We start from the raw sequence: 14,524 nt of genomic DNA, 5'->3' as shown, positions 1-14,524 counted from the left end.
GCGCGACCAGTCAACTGGAGATGCCGCTTCTAAATCAACCATTTAGAGCTGCATCTTTTTTTATGAGATGAGGTGAGGAAGTGGCAAGGATAGGCGCGGCAGTCGTAGAACGAAATGTGCCAGTACCGATGAGGGATGGAACCCTCTTGTATGCGGATGTGTACCGCCCGGAATCCGATGGCCTTTATCCGGTGCTGTTACTCAGAACGGCATATAACAAGGAAGATGCTCAGACGATGAATTATGCCCATCCGTCCTGGTATGCACGGCAGGGATATATTGTTGTGGTGCAGGATGTCAGAGGGAGGTGGGCTTCGGAAGGTGAGTTTCATCCTAATAGCCATGAAGAGGAGGATGGATACGACACGGTTCAATGGGCATCCGCGCTTCCTGGCGCTCTGCCCAAAGTTGGCATGTACGGGTTCTCCTACTGCGGGGCTGTGCAATGGCAAGCCGCATTGGCCCGGCCACCTGCATTGACATGTATTGCTCCGGGAATGATCGGCTCGGATGCCTATCAAGGGAAGACGTATCGCAATGGCGCTTTTGCACTGGCGAGCCTGCTGTCTTGGGTGCTGTTCGTGGCCCAGGATACAGCGCTGCACCGGGGGCGGAGTGATTGGGCGGCGGATATCCCCGGACTGTATGCGGGAATCCATTCGTTATATAGTAAGCTTCCGCTGAAGAACCTGCCGGGGCCGCTGGAGGAACTGGTTCCCTTTTATAAAGAATGGCTGGAGCATCCAGAAAGAGAGGAATACTGGCTTCCCTCGTCACTAAAGGAGCAGTATCAGAAGATTGCGGTGCCTGCTCTGCAGATCGGCGGCTGGTACGACCTGTTCATCGACGGAACGATTGAGAACTATAATGGTGTCCGTCAGCATGGAGCCACTCAGGTGGCCAGAGAGAACCAGCAGTTATACATTGAGCCGTGGTTTCATATGCCATGGTCCAGATATGTAGGTGATTTGGACTTTGGCCCGGAAGCGGCTAACCGGGTTGATGCGTTGCAACTACAGTGGTTCGACAGATGGCTGAAGGGGAAGGTGCCGCAGGAGCGTGAAACAGCCGAAGTACTCGCGGCATCTGAAGCATACGCGGTGCATGGGAGATCTAAAGCGATTAAGTTGCATGTAACAACCAACGCGCATGAATCTTTTGAAGAGCATAAGTCACCCGTAGCACTCGAGGCACATGAGTCACACGAAGCACCTAGGTCGAATGTAACATCCAACGCGCATGAAGCATCCAAAGCGATTAAGTCGCACGTAGCAACCGCGCATGGATCATCCGAAGCACCTAACTCACCTGTAGCCTCCAAAGCCCCCATCCAGTTCTTCCTAATGGGAAGCAACAGCTGGCGGCAGGCGGAAGAGTGGCCGTTGCCTGAGACGCGGATTACGGATTACTACTTACATAACACGCACAAAGCTAACTCCATCAATGGAGATGGGCGACTGGATACTATACATCCAACGGATGAATACCCGGATGTGTATGTCTACCATCCTTCCATTCCAGTGCCTGCGCTTGGCGGGAGGTCAGGTGCCGTACCGGACCTTACGCCGATGGGGCCGAAGAATCAAATCCCTGTGGAATTGAGGAACGATGTGCTTGTTTATACCTCAGAGCCGCTGACCCGGGAATTGACCGTCATCGGAGAAATTGTCGCCGTACTTTTTGTTTCCTCCAGTGCTGAGGATACTGATATTGTCGCCAAGCTAGTTGATGTTCACCCGGATGGCCGTGCATTCAACGTTGCAGAAGGGATTCTGCGGGTTAGCTACCGGAACGGGCTGGAACGGCGCGATCCGATTGTGCCGGGTGAGGTGATGGAGCTTCATCTCTCGCTTGGGCCAACGGCGATCGTATTTTTGCCGGGTCATGCGATCAGGCTGGACGTGACCAGTTCGCTGTTCCCTACCTTTGACCGGAATCCGAACCGGTTGCTGAATCCCGGAGAGGTGACAGAAGGGGACTTCGTTACAGCGACACAGACACTTTTTCACGATAACAATTATCCATCAAGGCTCAAGTTGCCTATCATCGGAGAATGAAGAACAAAAGAGGTGCAGGGGATGACAGTAGCTTATATCTGGTTCGATCTTGGATACACTCTGGTTTATTTGGAAAGGGAGGCAGCTTACCGTGAATTTTTGCTCGAACAAGGCATAGAGAGGTCACTTGCCGACATTGAGGAAGCCTATCACCATACCGACAAACTGTTCATGCGCCAGTATCCGGGAGCGCTCGGCAGAGGCACGGAAACCTTCTATCCGTGGTACATCGGTGTCTTGAATTACGCGCTGAACGTACATTTCGATCTGGTTCACCAATGCCGGAGGCTACGGGAAATTGAGGCCAGACAACAGAGCGGGTGGCGCGCTTTTCCTGAAACGCTGGAGGTGCTGGGGCTGCTGAAGGAGCACTCCTACGGCATCGGCTTAATTAGCAATTGGGACTTTACAGCTCGAACGGTATTGGAGGAGAACGGGCTGTTGCACTTCTTTGATCAGATTGTCATTTCCTCGGAGGTGGGCGTGGTAAAGCCGGATGAAGCGATTTTTAAGAAGGCCTTGAAGTTGGCAGGAGTGAGCGCCGGGCAAAGCCTGTATGTGGGCGACAATTATTATGACGATGTCATTGGCAGCCAGCGCGTGGGGATGGAGAGCTGTCTCATCAACCGGTTTGGCAGACTTGGGATTGAGGAGATTGGACCAGTGCCGACTCTTTCATCCATTAAGGAGCTTCCGCAGCTACTTGGCGCATCGTCGTAAGAAACCTCACAGGGGCTAACGATTTGCGCATGATCTCAAGGGATTAACGATTGCACATTACTAAGATAAAGGTGGGGAAGAAGATGACGAACACGAAGATAACGAACCCAAAGAAGTCCTTATATGTCCTGTCTCTGATTACGGCTGTACTCATGGTGCTGGTGTTATCTGCATGCGGCAAAGATACAGCGAATACGAATACCTCACAGTCAAAGTCTCAGCCCACCAACAGTGCCGAAGCAACGAAGGCCCCTGAGAGTACAGAAGCACCTAGTGCTGAACCTAAAAACGGTGGCAAAGTCGTCGTGATTATCCCACAGGATCTGGATTATCTGGACCCCCATCTGGCGGTAGCGGCTGGAACGGCCGAGGTGTTGTTCAACGTGTTCGAAGGTCTGCTGAAACCGAATGACAAAGGCGAGCTGTATCCGGCTGTGGCTGAATCCTATGAGGTATCCCCGGACGGCTTGACCTACACCTTCAAAATCCGCAGTGGTGTAAAGTTCCATAACGGTCAACCAGTTACCTCGGCGGATGTGAAGTATTCCTATGACCGCCTGGCGGGCACTGCCACAGGTAAGCCGCTGTCCACAGCGTATGAGAGTGTAGCCTCCATCGAGGCGCCAGATGCTTCAACAGTTGTTTTCAAGCTGAAGGAGAATAATTCTTCGTTCCTGACCTCCTTGACGGCGGCGAGCGGAGCGATCATTCCGGACGGTTATGAGGACAGCAATAAAACGCCGATCGGCACAGGCCCTTTCAAGTTCAAGGAGTATCTGCCCGGACAGCGTCTTGTCGTTGAAAAGAATTCCGATTATTACGTAAAGGATATCCCTTCGTTAGATCAGGTGGAATTCCGGATTATTACGGACAGCGAAGCTGCGCTGCTGGCTCTGAAGTCAGGAGAGGCGGATATTTATCCACGGATCGGGACAGAACGGCTTGAAGAGGTAGCCGATAAGTTCAATGCGGTCAGCGCTCCGCAAAATCTGGTGCAGCTTGTGACCTTCAACATTGCCAAGAAACCGTTTGGTGATATCAAGGTGCGTCAGGCGATCAATTATGCCGTTAACAAAGACGAGATTATTGCTGGGGTTGCACTGGGCAAGGGAACCAAGCTGGGTTCCAATATAAGCCCTGTACTCGCCAAATATTATCAGGAAGGTCTGGAGGATAAGTACGCCACGGATATTGAAAAGGCTAAGAGTCTGCTTGCCGAGGCTGGTTATCCGAATGGGTTTGAAACTACATTGTCGGTGCCGTCCAACTATCAATTCCATGTTGACACTGCACAGGTCTTTGCCCAGCAGCTGGCGCAGATTGGTGTTAAGGTCAAGATCGAGCCTGTGGAATGGGCGGTCTGGCTGGAACGGATTTATAAAGGGCGCGATTACGATCTGACGATTATCGGACTGGATGGCAAGCTGGACCCTTACTCCATTCTGAACAAGTATCTGTCGGATTCGCCGAACAACTTCTTCAACTATAAAAATCCGGAGTACGATGAGACGCTGAAAGCTGCCGTCAAGGAAGTGGACGATGCTAAGCGGGTAGAGTTGTATAAAAAAGCCCAGACCATTCTGGCTGACGATGCCGCAGCTGTGTATATTATGGACCCTAACCTGAACGTCGCTATCAGCAAAAAGCTCACCGGATACAAGCAGTATCCGATCTATGTACAGGATCTGTCGACCGTGCACTTTACGGAGTAACCTGCGGGAGGATTCCAGGCATGAACTATTACGCACGCCGGTTAGTCACACTCTTCTTGACGGTATTGTTCGTCGTAGTGTTGACGTTCACCGCCTTTCGCATCATCCCTGGGAATCCGGCGTTGGCCATTCTGGGTACGGAGGCGTCGAATGAGCAGATTGCCCTGCTTGAAGCGAAGCTCGGCACCGACCGTCCCCTTCTGGTCCAATTCGGTCATTGGCTTGGCAACGCGGCTCTGCTGGATTTTGGCGAATCACTGCGATTCTCGGAGCCGGTGCTGAAGCTGATCGTCAGCCGTGTTCCTGTCACGTTGTCACTGGCGCTGCTTGCGCTAGTGATTTCCGTGTGTACGGCAGTGCCGCTTGGTATTCTGGCCGCCAAATCGCACGGTAAGAAATGGGATGCCTTCATCTCAATCGGCACACAGTTCGGATTAGCCATTCCTTCCTTCTGGATGGGAATCATCCTGATCCTTGTGTTCGGACTAACGCTAAGGTGGTTCTCGGTCAGTAGCTATGTACCGTGGTCAGAGAGTCCAATCCTGGCGCTAAAGTCGATCGTGCTGCCCGCTGTTGCGCTGGCGATTCCGCAGATTGCAGTGATTGTCCGGTATTTGCGTACCACGATGCTGGAGCAGTTGAATCTGGACTATGTGCGCACTGCCAGAAGCAAGGGGTTGTCTGAACGATCGATCCAATATATTCATGTGCTTAAAAATGCGCTGCTGCCGGTCATCACCATAGTTGGAATTAATTTTGGCGAGCTGCTGGCCGGCAGTCTAGTCATTGAACAGGTCTTCACACTGCCGGGCTTCGGCAGTCTGTTGATTACCGCTATCGGCAATCGTGATTATCCACTGGTGCAGGGTCTGGTGCTGCTAATCGCTGTTACGGTTATTATCATTAATTTTATTGTCGATCTGTCCTACCGCTGGTTGGACCCGAAAATTCGCTTAAAGTAGAGGGCTCTTAAGGATGAGGATAAATAAAAGCTTCAGTCTGGTGCTCGGCAGTCTGTTCGTAGGGCTGTTGCTTGTCATTATGATAATCAACCTCTTCTATACCCCTTATGGGGAGAATGTCATGAGTATAACGGAACGCTTGCAGGCACCGGGCTCAGCGCATTGGCTGGGAACGGATAATTTCGGGCGGGATGTGCTTAGCCGCATTATGGTCGGAGCACAGACAGCTTTTCTGGTCGGTTCTATATCCGTAGCGATTGGCCTTACATGTGGCTTCATTGTTGGCACCTTGGCCGGGTATGTGGGAGGCTGGGTCGATGAGCTGTTGATGCGGGCTACGGATGCACTGCTGGCTTTTCCCGGCATTCTGCTTGCTCTGTTATTGGTGTCTATCTTCAAGCCAAATATGTTCCAAACGATTATCGCTATAGGTGTGTTATCCGTCCCAGCCTTTGCCCGGGTAATCCGCAGCGGTGTATTGCAGCACCGGGAAGCGGACTATGTACGGGCGGCGAGAGGAATTGGCGCAGGGCATTTCAACGTCATTTTTATTCAGATCTTACCCAATATTATTTCTTCTATTATAACAACGGCGGCACTCAGCTTCTCGACGGCGATTCTGGTAGAAGCCGCGCTTAGCTATCTGGGACTTGGCGTCCAGCCACCCGATCCGAGCTGGGGCAGAATGTTGAACGAAGCACAAGGGTATTTGAACAAAGCGCCTTGGTATGCGCTGGCACCGGGACTGCTGATCACCTTGTCGGTGCTTGGTTTCAACCTGCTCGGCGATGGCATCCGCGATTTGCGCGACAACGTGAACAGAGGGGGATGACCAAATGGCTGGGAATCAAGTAGAACGCCAGAAGATACTGGATATCCGTAATCTGCGGATAGAACTGAAGGGGCGGCGGGAACGGCTGGCTGTAGTGGACGGAATCTCACTGTCGGTTTCTCAAGGAGAGACGCTCGGCATTGTCGGCGAATCGGGCTGTGGCAAAAGTGTGCTGTCTCTCTCTATGCTCGGACTGCTGCCAAAGGCGATGGAAATCAGCGGTGGAGAGATCTGGTACGGAGAGCGGGAAGATGAGGCTCAGCCTTTACATCTTTTGAAACCAAAGGAACTGCGGAAAATCCGCGGCCGTGAAGTAGCTATGGTATTCCAGGACCCGATGAGCTCACTGAATAACAGCTTAACTATAGGCTATCAGGTGACGGAAGGACTGCGTCTCCACCTAGGCTATTCCCGCCAAGAGGCTGCCGCACAAGCTATTGAGCTATTCCGTAAGGTTGGTCTGGCACGTCCGGAAAAGCTGCTGAAGGAATATCCGCATCAGCTCTCCGGCGGCATGCGGCAACGGGTGATGATTGCCATTGCTATCGCTTGCAATCCCGGGCTGTTGATCGCAGATGAACCGACCACGGCGCTGGATGTGACCATCCAGGCCCAAATTCTGGAGGTTATGCGGCAGATTCGCGATCAGGACGGGACATCGATTGTGCTGATCTCACATGATCTGGGTCTCATTGCCGAGATGTGCGACCGGATTGCCGTAATGTACGCGGGACGAATCGTAGAGGAAGGATCGGTGGCGGATATATTTGACCGGCCGCGCCATCCGTATACGATTGGGCTGCTGAATTCCATTCCGTCACCGTCTCATAAAGGCCACAGGCTGCACTCTATCCCGGGTGCAGTTCCGGCGCTTCACGAGCGGTTGGTCGGATGTAATTTCGCCCCCCGCTGCCAATATGCCATGGAATGCTGCCGCATAGAGCAGCCTAAGCTGTCGCCGGTTGGATTCGGACATACAACCAGCTGCTTTCTGGTAGCGGAAGAGGGGGTGAGGAAGGGTGACAACCGAAATACCGCTGATCGAGCTGAGGGAACTGGAGAAGTATTATACGAAACGAGTGTGGCCGCAGAAGGGACAGGTGCTGCGAGCCGTTGACGGCGTCTCTGTTTCGATACGGAAGGGAGAGACGCTGGGGCTAGTCGGCGAGAGTGGTTGCGGCAAGTCGACATTAGGCCAGATAACGGCCCGGCTACTCGAGCCCACAGGCGGTGGTCTTTTCTACAAAGGGGAGGACATCGCCGGTTCGGGAAGCCGGAATCAGCAGGATCTGCGGCGCCGGATTCAGTATGTGTTCCAGGACCCGTTCACCTCCCTGAATCCACGCTTCAAGATTGGACGGCTACTGGAGGAGCCGCTGAAGTTGAACCGCCTGGGCAAGGCTGCGGAGCGGTGGAGCAAGGTCAGTGACATGCTGGAAAGCATCGGTCTGGACGAGTCGTACCGGAACCGGTATGCCCATGAATTAAGTGGCGGGCAGCGCCAGCGGATCGGGATTGCGCGAGCGCTCATGTTGAACCCGGAGTTTCTGGTGCTTGACGAACCGGTGTCCGCGCTGGATGTCTCTGTTCAAGCCCAAGTGCTCAACCTGTTAAAAGACCTCCAGCAGGAGTTGTCGCTAACCTATCTGTTCATCTCGCATGATCTGAATGTTGTCCATTATATGAGCGACAGAGTGGCTGTCATGTACCTGGGCAAAATTGTGGAGATTGGCGAGATGGAGGAGGTGTACGCCCATCCCCTGCACCCTTATACGCAGGCATTGGTGTCCTCCATTCCGGCAGAGCGTGCGGCACAGAAGCGGGAACGGATCGTACTTCAGGGAGATCTGCCAGACCCCTCTGCGATTCCATCAGGCTGTGCGTTCCGCACGCGCTGCATGCACGCCCACGACAGATGCTTCTCGGAAGTCCCCACGCTTGCGGATGTGAGGGAAGGTCATGCGGTCAGTTGTCATTTGTGGTCAGCGGAGAATTATAATGTGAACGAGATTAAAGAAGTCAGAACCGCCTCCCTATAAAATCGTAAAGAACAAAGCTATATTCATCAGAGTGATCTATATATCTTTAGACAAGCCTAAAACGACGCGACGACTGTCTGGCACATGTAACTCTATTGTGCCTATCAGTCGTTTTTTTATTGTAATGAAGAGAGAGGGGTACCCGAATCAGAGTAGAGAGGCGGCAAAGCACCTCTCATCTATTGTCATAACCTAGAAAATACTGCTATATTTATTGGGATATTACATAGAGTGGCGGGGTGCATCCTATGGGGGATCGGCTTTGGAAATGGTATCGCTTCACATTTATACAGACGCCAATAGCAGCGCTGGTGATTATTGCCTTGCTGGTGGCAGGAATGTATGCGCTGATGACGGGGATTGAGGTTCGTCAGTACAGCTCAGCGCTGGGGACGATTGATGCGGGCAGTAACTCGGAGGGTATCCATTTGAATGTCTTGGTAGAAACCGGAACCCCTGAACTGCATACGAATGATGAAGTCGTGTGGTACACCGAAGAAAGCGGGAATCGTTACCCGGCCAAGGTGAATAGTATCCATGAGGAGGAGCGGGGGACGATTGTGCGTATTCAGGTTGAACCTGCAGCGTGGGATCGGGCCAATGAGGAAGGATCAGGGGAGCAGAAACCGTATGTCGTGGAGATTCCAGTCGGCAAACAGACGGTTATACAGCGGCTTTTCCGGAGAGGGGAGAGTCATGGGGAATAATTCACAGCAATCGGTGTGGTCACAGCTACATATGTTATGGCCCATTATCCGCAGGTATCGACTGCCGTTAATCAATCTGTTTCTATGTGTGCTCGTCACATCCGTCGTTGGCATGGTTTATCCTTACATATTTGGTCTGTTGGTTGATGAGGTTTTCTATCATCGGAACATGTCCTTCTTCTTATTTATTGTAGCAGGCTATGGTTTGATCTATGTCTGTGAGCAAGGGCTTCACCTGGTACTTAACAGTGTGTGGACCTATCTGGTCACACGCTTCACATTTGATATCCGCAAAAAGCTGTATGACAAGCTGATTACACTCAAGTCCACCTTTTTTCATAATAGTCGAACAGGGGACCTGATGACGATCCTCAACCGGGATGCGGAAGAGGTCATGGAGCTTATTCATTGGAATATTTTTTATTTAACAGCAAATGCGCTTAGGTTGTTGACGGCCATAGCCTTTGTCTTATACGCGAACGTATATCTGGGGCTGCTCATGATCATTGTCATCCCTGCTGTTGTGTTTACTACGCTGGCGTTTAACCGGGCTACCAAGTCCCGGATGGAGCGGCAGCGCAAACAATATGGGAAGCTGATGAGCTGGTGTGTAGAGATGCTTGGCGGACTGCGTGATATTCGCTTGATGGGGGCTGACCGTTACACGACCCGCCAATTTGTCCATCAACTTGCGGATTATATGCGGCTTAAGAATCAAACCAGCAGTATCGGTTTTTTCTCCGAGCGGGCGGTCAGTCTTGTTGCACTGGTGTCTGATCTGATTCTATACATAACTGCAAGTATCCTTATTGTAAAAGGCCAGCTGACGGTAGGCGGGTTCGTGGCGATGATTGAATATTTTGCCAGAGCGAGCGGTTTACTCAAGAATATGTCAGGGGCTGGCGCGAGACTGCAGCAAAATAAAGTAGCACTTGAACGCGTAGTGGGACTTCTGGCCAATCAAGAAGAGGATCGCTCGGTGAATTCCCCCAACCTGTTGATCACGAAAGGCAGTATAGAATTCTCGAAGGTCTCGTTCGGTTACCGGAAAGAAACGCCAGTCCTTCGCGATTTAAATCTGAGTATTCAAGGCGGGCAGGCGGTAGCGATTGTAGGGAAAAGCGGGAGTGGAAAAAGCACGCTGATCTCGCTGCTTCTTCGTCTATATGATCCGGAGGAAGGAGAAATTGTGATTGACGGAATGCCGATTCAGCATTGCCGGTTAGCTTCTATCCGCTCTTCAATCGTGGTTGCGCTTCAAGAGCCCTATTTGTTCGAAGGCACGATTCGTGACAACTTGCTCTGGGGCAATGCGAAGCAGAGTGATCAGATGTTATGGCATGCCTGTGAGCAAGCGGCGATCCATGACTACATTCTCGAACTGCCGGATGGACTGGATACCAAGATAGGAGGAAGACTGGGCATATCCATGTCGGGAGGGCAAAAACAACGGATAGCACTTGCTAGAACGTTTATGAAGAAGCCGAGAATGGTTATCTTTGACGAAGCTACGTCTGCACTGGATGGGGAAACGGAGCAGGTGGTCAGAGATAGCTGGCGCAAGCTGGGCCCTCAGACGACGATCCTTATCATCGCCCACCGTCTATCGACGATTAGGGAAGCTGATCAGGTGGCTGTGCTGGATGAGGGACGAATCGTTGCTTATGGGCATCATGAGGAGCTGCTTCAGAGAAGCAGTACCTACCGTAAGCTTTTTGCAGAACAGTACACAGAATACGGGGAGGTCATAAACGGATGAAGCGGTCGCTGACGATGCGTTTGCAATGGTTCCGATCATTCAAACCGGAGTGGAGACAGCACCGGTTATTGTTACTCGGATTGATAGGTGCGAGTGCAATGCTGCTTCTGCTGGGGTTAGCCTCTCCGCTGCTTTTCAAACTTTTAGTGGATCGGGTGATGATTGGTCATGAGCTTAGGCTGCTTTTGTACATTTGTATAGGCTATATACTCCTGTATGTCGTAGAAAGCGCAGTGACAGGCGGACAATTGATTGCTCAGAATAAACTGTCAAATCGATTGACCTTTGCTGTCCGCAGGAAAGTGTGGGCCAGATTTGTACAAATGCCGTTCGAGAACTACGAGCAACAGAATTCAGGCGACTTGAAGAACCGGATCGACCAAGATGTTGAAGCTGTAGACCGCCTGTTTAAGTCCCATCTACTTGAGTATGGTTACAGTATTGCCTTCCTGATATCGAGTGCAGCGCTTATGGCTTGGTTCAGCTGGAAGCTGACATTGTTTGGCCTGCTGATGGTGCCTTTATCCTTCTGGATGACCAAGTGGCTGGGAAAAGGAGCGAAGGAAGCGGCGGAGAATTACCGGGAGACGTTTGGACGATACGAGGGATGGCTGCAGCATTCGATTCGCGCCTGGAAGGAAGTCAAGACGAATGGGATGGAGAAAAGAAGCTCGCTAGTCTTCACCGAGTATTGGCATGAGCTCAGTAGGTTATTTTTCAAGCGCCATATGTATTGGTACGGTAATCGGTCATTTCAAGCCATTAAGGATTTCTTTATTACACGCATGAACCTGTACTTTTTGGGCGGTCTGCTTATCATTCATGGGGATATGACGATAGGCAGTCTCTTGGTGTTCATGAAGTATTACGAACAGTGCTTCACACAGCTTGCTAAAATTATGGATCTGGATATGCAGTTCATGGATGATCTTCCTTCTCTTGAAAAGGTAAAGAATACGCTGGAGGAAACAAAGGAAGATACGAGGAGTTCGGAACTGAGCATGAAGCCATTTTTTCTGCCGGGAGCGGGAACGATATCCTTCGAAGATGTGAGCTTTCGTTATGGGAATGCCACAAAATCGGTGCTGCAAGGGATCACTTTCCGTATTGAAGCAGGGACGAAGGTAGCTATCGTTGGGCGAAGCGGCTCAGGTAAAAGCACGCTGATGAAGCTGCTGTTGGGGATGTATCAGCCGGATTCAGGGCGCATCGATCTGGATGAACGTGATATTTCAACCATTCGGCACCTTGATCTGCACCGGGAGATCGGCGTTGTTATGCAGGATTCCAATGTTTTCAACATGTCTGTGCTGGAAAATGTACGCCTGGCCAGACCTGCAGCTACCGACCTTGAGGTAACCGAAGCATGTGCGGCAGCGCAGATGGATGAATTTATCCTTAAGCTGCCTCAGCAGTATGAGACGATGATCGGTGAGCGTGGAGTTCAGCTCTCAGGAGGACAGAAACAGCGGCTAGCTTTGGCCCGGATGATGTTATCGCAAGCCCGGATTGTAGTCCTGGATGAAGCCACTTCACAGCTGGATCAGGAATCGGAAAATGGGATTAACCGTACCCTGGATCAATTGGCGGGCGAACGGACCGTTGTTATTGTGGCTCACCGTTTCTCATCGGTCAAGCAAGCGGATCGGATCGTGTTACTCGACGATGGGCTGATGCTGGACGAGGGCAGTCATGAAGAACTGTGGGCACGAAGTGAGACGTATCGAAGCTTGTTTACGTATAACCGATGGGAGAATGAAGCAGGGTAAGCTCAATCTTCTATTTTCACTTACGGCTTTGTTGATTGAAATTGTGATGATCGGAAATTATAGTATACAGATGTTTATTAGTTGATAGGTGTTCATAAATATGCGGCTGTACGAAATGGGGGCATTACGATGGTTCGTTATAGATTAGCAGAAGAGCATGAATTAACACAAATAGCGGTACTATTTGATGAAGCCTTTAAAGGATATCCACTCTTCAGCGTAATGGGAAGCAACAACAAGAGTGATGAGGATTTCTTTTATCAGCTGCATCTTGTAAATACAAAAGCATATTATCGTCAGCATTGCTGTCTGGTAGCGGTTGATGGAGAGCAAATCGTAGCTGCGGCTTTATTGAAGCATCGTGATAAGCCTGATATTGGACTATGGAACTTTGTGCTTGCCGGGGGCCTCAAATTATTGTGGAGTGCGGGGATCTCGCGGATTCGGAATCTCTTGGAAGTAATGGATGAGGCCAAGCATGCATTTGCCGATTTAAACACGCCCTATTGGTACTTGGAGTCCTTTGCGGTAGCGCCACAGTATCAAAGCCAGCATTTGGGCAGCAAAATGATAGAGGACTATATCCTCCCTTACATCGCGAAAAACGGAGGGGGCGACTTAACCTTGATTACCAATACGGATAGCAATCGGATATTTTATACAAAACGCGGGTTCTCGGAATTTGGTGAATCTGTTATTAGCAGATATGGTCTGGAAGTAGGCAACTGGAGCTTTATCATAAAAGTCTAACCTCGGAGGGATACCATGCTTTTTCAAAGTGGTAGCTTGGCGGTACGTGAACTAGAGCAAAACGATAATGTTTTGTTATCGAAATGGCTTTCGGACCCTGCGGTTCTGGAATTTTATGCAGGAAGGGACGACCCTCATGACCTGGACAAGGTGAATGCAGTATTTTACGCCCAGGAAGACGATGAGGTTAGGTGTATTATCGAATATGATGCTAAAGCGATAGGATACATCCAATTCTATCCGCTAGATGACGAATCAAAGAGGGAATATGGCTACACGGATGAGAATGAGAACATCTATGGTATGGATCAATTCATAGGAGAAGCCGATTATTGGAATAAAGGCATCGGAACGCTGCTTGTTACATCTATGGTTAATTACTTAACAGGTGATAAACAAGCAGATGTGGTGGTTATGGACCCACAGACAAGAAACGCCAGGGCTATCCGGTGTTATGAAAAATGCGGGTTTAGAAAAGTGAAGCTCTTGCCGCAAAGTGAACTGCACGAGGGGAAATATCAGGATTGTTGGTTGATTGAGTACCGATGAACCTTGCGCTGTAATACAAAAAAGGTCGAAGCATCCAAACCATACATCCGAATCTTGCATACACTATATCAAAATTCTTCCTAATATTGATAGGGAGAACTTTTGAGGTGTAGGAGAGGAGGAGCAGACGAGATGGCAATTTTAACTACTGGCCCGATTGTGAATACTCCCGTCAACGGAGTAAGACCAACGCAAACGATAACAATCAAGATCGTGAACAACGATCCGGTGAACACTTCTACAGTGAAGTTTGAAGGGTATTATTTGAATGGAACAAGAACTTTATATGTACTTGAGGCTTTTCCAGTAGGCCCCAATGAGGTCATCACCCACAATAATTATGCTAATTTAGATGGGTATGAATTTCTGTTCACCATCGGCGATGATACTGCCGGGCAGACTGAAATCTCGGTATGGGGTAAGAACGCGGATGGAGAATTGGTTGATGCGCATCGACTCGTATCTTCTGAGGTGAAGTACTAAGCTATGTGCGTTGCCAGTCTGATAGTCACAGAGAAACAGCCCTGCGTTATCTGATTCCGGTCAGAACCCCGCAGGGGCTGTTTTTCCTAAAATGCTTGAACCAATAGGGGGAAGGTTCAATGAGCGAGAAGGTTATGTTCTAACGTGTGAACTAACTCTTCCCTCTCAGTTAATAGTATAACGCA

Annotated in this window: 13 protein-coding genes; all 13 read left to right on the top strand. The window is 50.4% G+C overall.

Going from position 1 to position 14,524, the window contains the following annotated elements; translation table 11 throughout:
- Positions 1–80: 80 nt before the first annotated feature.
- On the top strand, positions 81–2,057 hold the full coding sequence (locus ACFVU8_RS15615; RefSeq protein ID WP_387428307.1) for a CocE/NonD family hydrolase: 1,977 nt from the start codon (positions 81–83) through the stop codon (positions 2,055–2,057).
- A 21-nt stretch (positions 2,058–2,078) separates the two neighbouring features.
- Complete coding sequence (locus ACFVU8_RS15610; protein WP_387428306.1) at positions 2,079–2,777, top strand: HAD family hydrolase; 699 nt, start codon at positions 2,079–2,081, stop codon at positions 2,775–2,777.
- Between the two features lie 83 nt (positions 2,778–2,860).
- The gene (locus ACFVU8_RS15605; RefSeq protein ID WP_387428304.1) at positions 2,861–4,489 is read left to right on the top strand and encodes an ABC transporter substrate-binding protein; all 1,629 of its coding nucleotides are present in this window, start codon (positions 2,861–2,863) and stop codon (positions 4,487–4,489) included.
- A 20-nt stretch (positions 4,490–4,509) separates the two neighbouring features.
- The gene (locus ACFVU8_RS15600) at positions 4,510–5,451 is read left to right on the top strand and encodes an ABC transporter permease (protein ID WP_387428303.1); all 942 of its coding nucleotides are present in this window, start codon (positions 4,510–4,512) and stop codon (positions 5,449–5,451) included.
- 13 nt (positions 5,452–5,464) lie between these two features.
- On the top strand, positions 5,465–6,283 hold the full coding sequence (locus ACFVU8_RS15595; protein WP_387428301.1) for an ABC transporter permease: 819 nt from the start codon (positions 5,465–5,467) through the stop codon (positions 6,281–6,283).
- 4 nt (positions 6,284–6,287) lie between these two features.
- Complete coding sequence (locus ACFVU8_RS15590) at positions 6,288–7,400, top strand: ABC transporter ATP-binding protein (RefSeq protein ID WP_387428299.1); 1,113 nt, start codon at positions 6,288–6,290, stop codon at positions 7,398–7,400.
- The gene (locus tag ACFVU8_RS15585; RefSeq protein ID WP_387428298.1) at positions 7,303–8,322 is read left to right on the top strand and encodes an ABC transporter ATP-binding protein; all 1,020 of its coding nucleotides are present in this window, start codon (positions 7,303–7,305) and stop codon (positions 8,320–8,322) included. The genes ACFVU8_RS15590 and ACFVU8_RS15585 overlap by 98 nt, the downstream gene beginning before the upstream one ends.
- A gap of 248 nt (positions 8,323–8,570) precedes the next feature.
- Positions 8,571–9,029, top strand: coding sequence for a hypothetical protein (locus ACFVU8_RS15580; protein WP_387428297.1), 459 nt, complete (start codon positions 8,571–8,573; stop codon positions 9,027–9,029).
- A complete protein-coding gene (locus ACFVU8_RS15575; RefSeq protein ID WP_387428295.1) occupies positions 9,019–10,788 on the top strand; it encodes an ABC transporter ATP-binding protein in 1,770 nt (589 codons plus the stop codon). The genes ACFVU8_RS15580 and ACFVU8_RS15575 overlap by 11 nt, the downstream gene beginning before the upstream one ends.
- Positions 10,785–12,557: an ABC transporter ATP-binding protein gene (locus ACFVU8_RS15570; RefSeq protein ID WP_387428293.1), complete on the top strand. Its 1,773-nt coding sequence runs from the start codon at positions 10,785–10,787 to the stop codon at positions 12,555–12,557. The genes ACFVU8_RS15575 and ACFVU8_RS15570 overlap by 4 nt, the downstream gene beginning before the upstream one ends.
- Before the next feature lie 129 nt (positions 12,558–12,686).
- Positions 12,687–13,307: a GNAT family N-acetyltransferase gene (locus ACFVU8_RS15565; RefSeq protein ID WP_387428291.1), complete on the top strand. Its 621-nt coding sequence runs from the start codon at positions 12,687–12,689 to the stop codon at positions 13,305–13,307.
- 15 nt (positions 13,308–13,322) lie between these two features.
- Positions 13,323–13,856, top strand: a complete 534-nt coding sequence (locus ACFVU8_RS15560) for a GNAT family N-acetyltransferase (RefSeq protein WP_379465234.1) — start codon at positions 13,323–13,325, stop codon at positions 13,854–13,856.
- 132 nt (positions 13,857–13,988) lie between these two features.
- A complete protein-coding gene (locus tag ACFVU8_RS15555) occupies positions 13,989–14,339 on the top strand; it encodes a hypothetical protein (protein ID WP_379465232.1) in 351 nt (116 codons plus the stop codon).
- The last annotated feature ends 185 nt before the right edge of the window (positions 14,340–14,524 follow it).

Source organism: Paenibacillus sp. NPDC058177 (assembly GCF_042883835.1).
In the GTDB taxonomy this organism is placed as follows: Bacteria; Bacillota; Bacilli; order Paenibacillales; family Paenibacillaceae; genus Paenibacillus_AQ; species Paenibacillus_AQ agri.
Note: the sequence above shows the minus strand (reverse complement) of the source record. Positions and strands in the feature narration are given on the sequence as shown.

What these genes read in the sequence shown, in the direction of transcription:
- ACFVU8_RS15610 (WP_387428306.1), top strand. Translation starts at nt 2,079, where the DNA reads ATGACAGTAGCTTATATCTGGTTCGATCTTGGATACACTCTGGTTTAT.
- ACFVU8_RS15605 (WP_387428304.1), top strand. Translation starts at nt 2,861, where the DNA reads ATGACGAACACGAAGATAACGAACCCAAAGAAGTCCTTATATGTCCTG.
- ACFVU8_RS15600 (WP_387428303.1), top strand. Translation starts at nt 4,510, where the DNA reads ATGAACTATTACGCACGCCGGTTAGTCACACTCTTCTTGACGGTATTG.
- ACFVU8_RS15595 (WP_387428301.1), top strand. Translation starts at nt 5,465, where the DNA reads ATGAGGATAAATAAAAGCTTCAGTCTGGTGCTCGGCAGTCTGTTCGTA.
- ACFVU8_RS15590 (WP_387428299.1), top strand. Translation starts at nt 6,288, where the DNA reads ATGGCTGGGAATCAAGTAGAACGCCAGAAGATACTGGATATCCGTAAT.
- ACFVU8_RS15580 (WP_387428297.1), top strand. Translation starts at nt 8,571, where the DNA reads ATGGGGGATCGGCTTTGGAAATGGTATCGCTTCACATTTATACAGACG.
- ACFVU8_RS15575 (WP_387428295.1), top strand. Translation starts at nt 9,019, where the DNA reads ATGGGGAATAATTCACAGCAATCGGTGTGGTCACAGCTACATATGTTA.
- ACFVU8_RS15570 (WP_387428293.1), top strand. Translation starts at nt 10,785, where the DNA reads ATGAAGCGGTCGCTGACGATGCGTTTGCAATGGTTCCGATCATTCAAA.
- ACFVU8_RS15565 (WP_387428291.1), top strand. Translation starts at nt 12,687, where the DNA reads ATGGTTCGTTATAGATTAGCAGAAGAGCATGAATTAACACAAATAGCG.
- ACFVU8_RS15560 (WP_379465234.1), top strand. Translation starts at nt 13,323, where the DNA reads ATGCTTTTTCAAAGTGGTAGCTTGGCGGTACGTGAACTAGAGCAAAAC.
- ACFVU8_RS15555 (WP_379465232.1), top strand. Translation starts at nt 13,989, where the DNA reads ATGGCAATTTTAACTACTGGCCCGATTGTGAATACTCCCGTCAACGGA.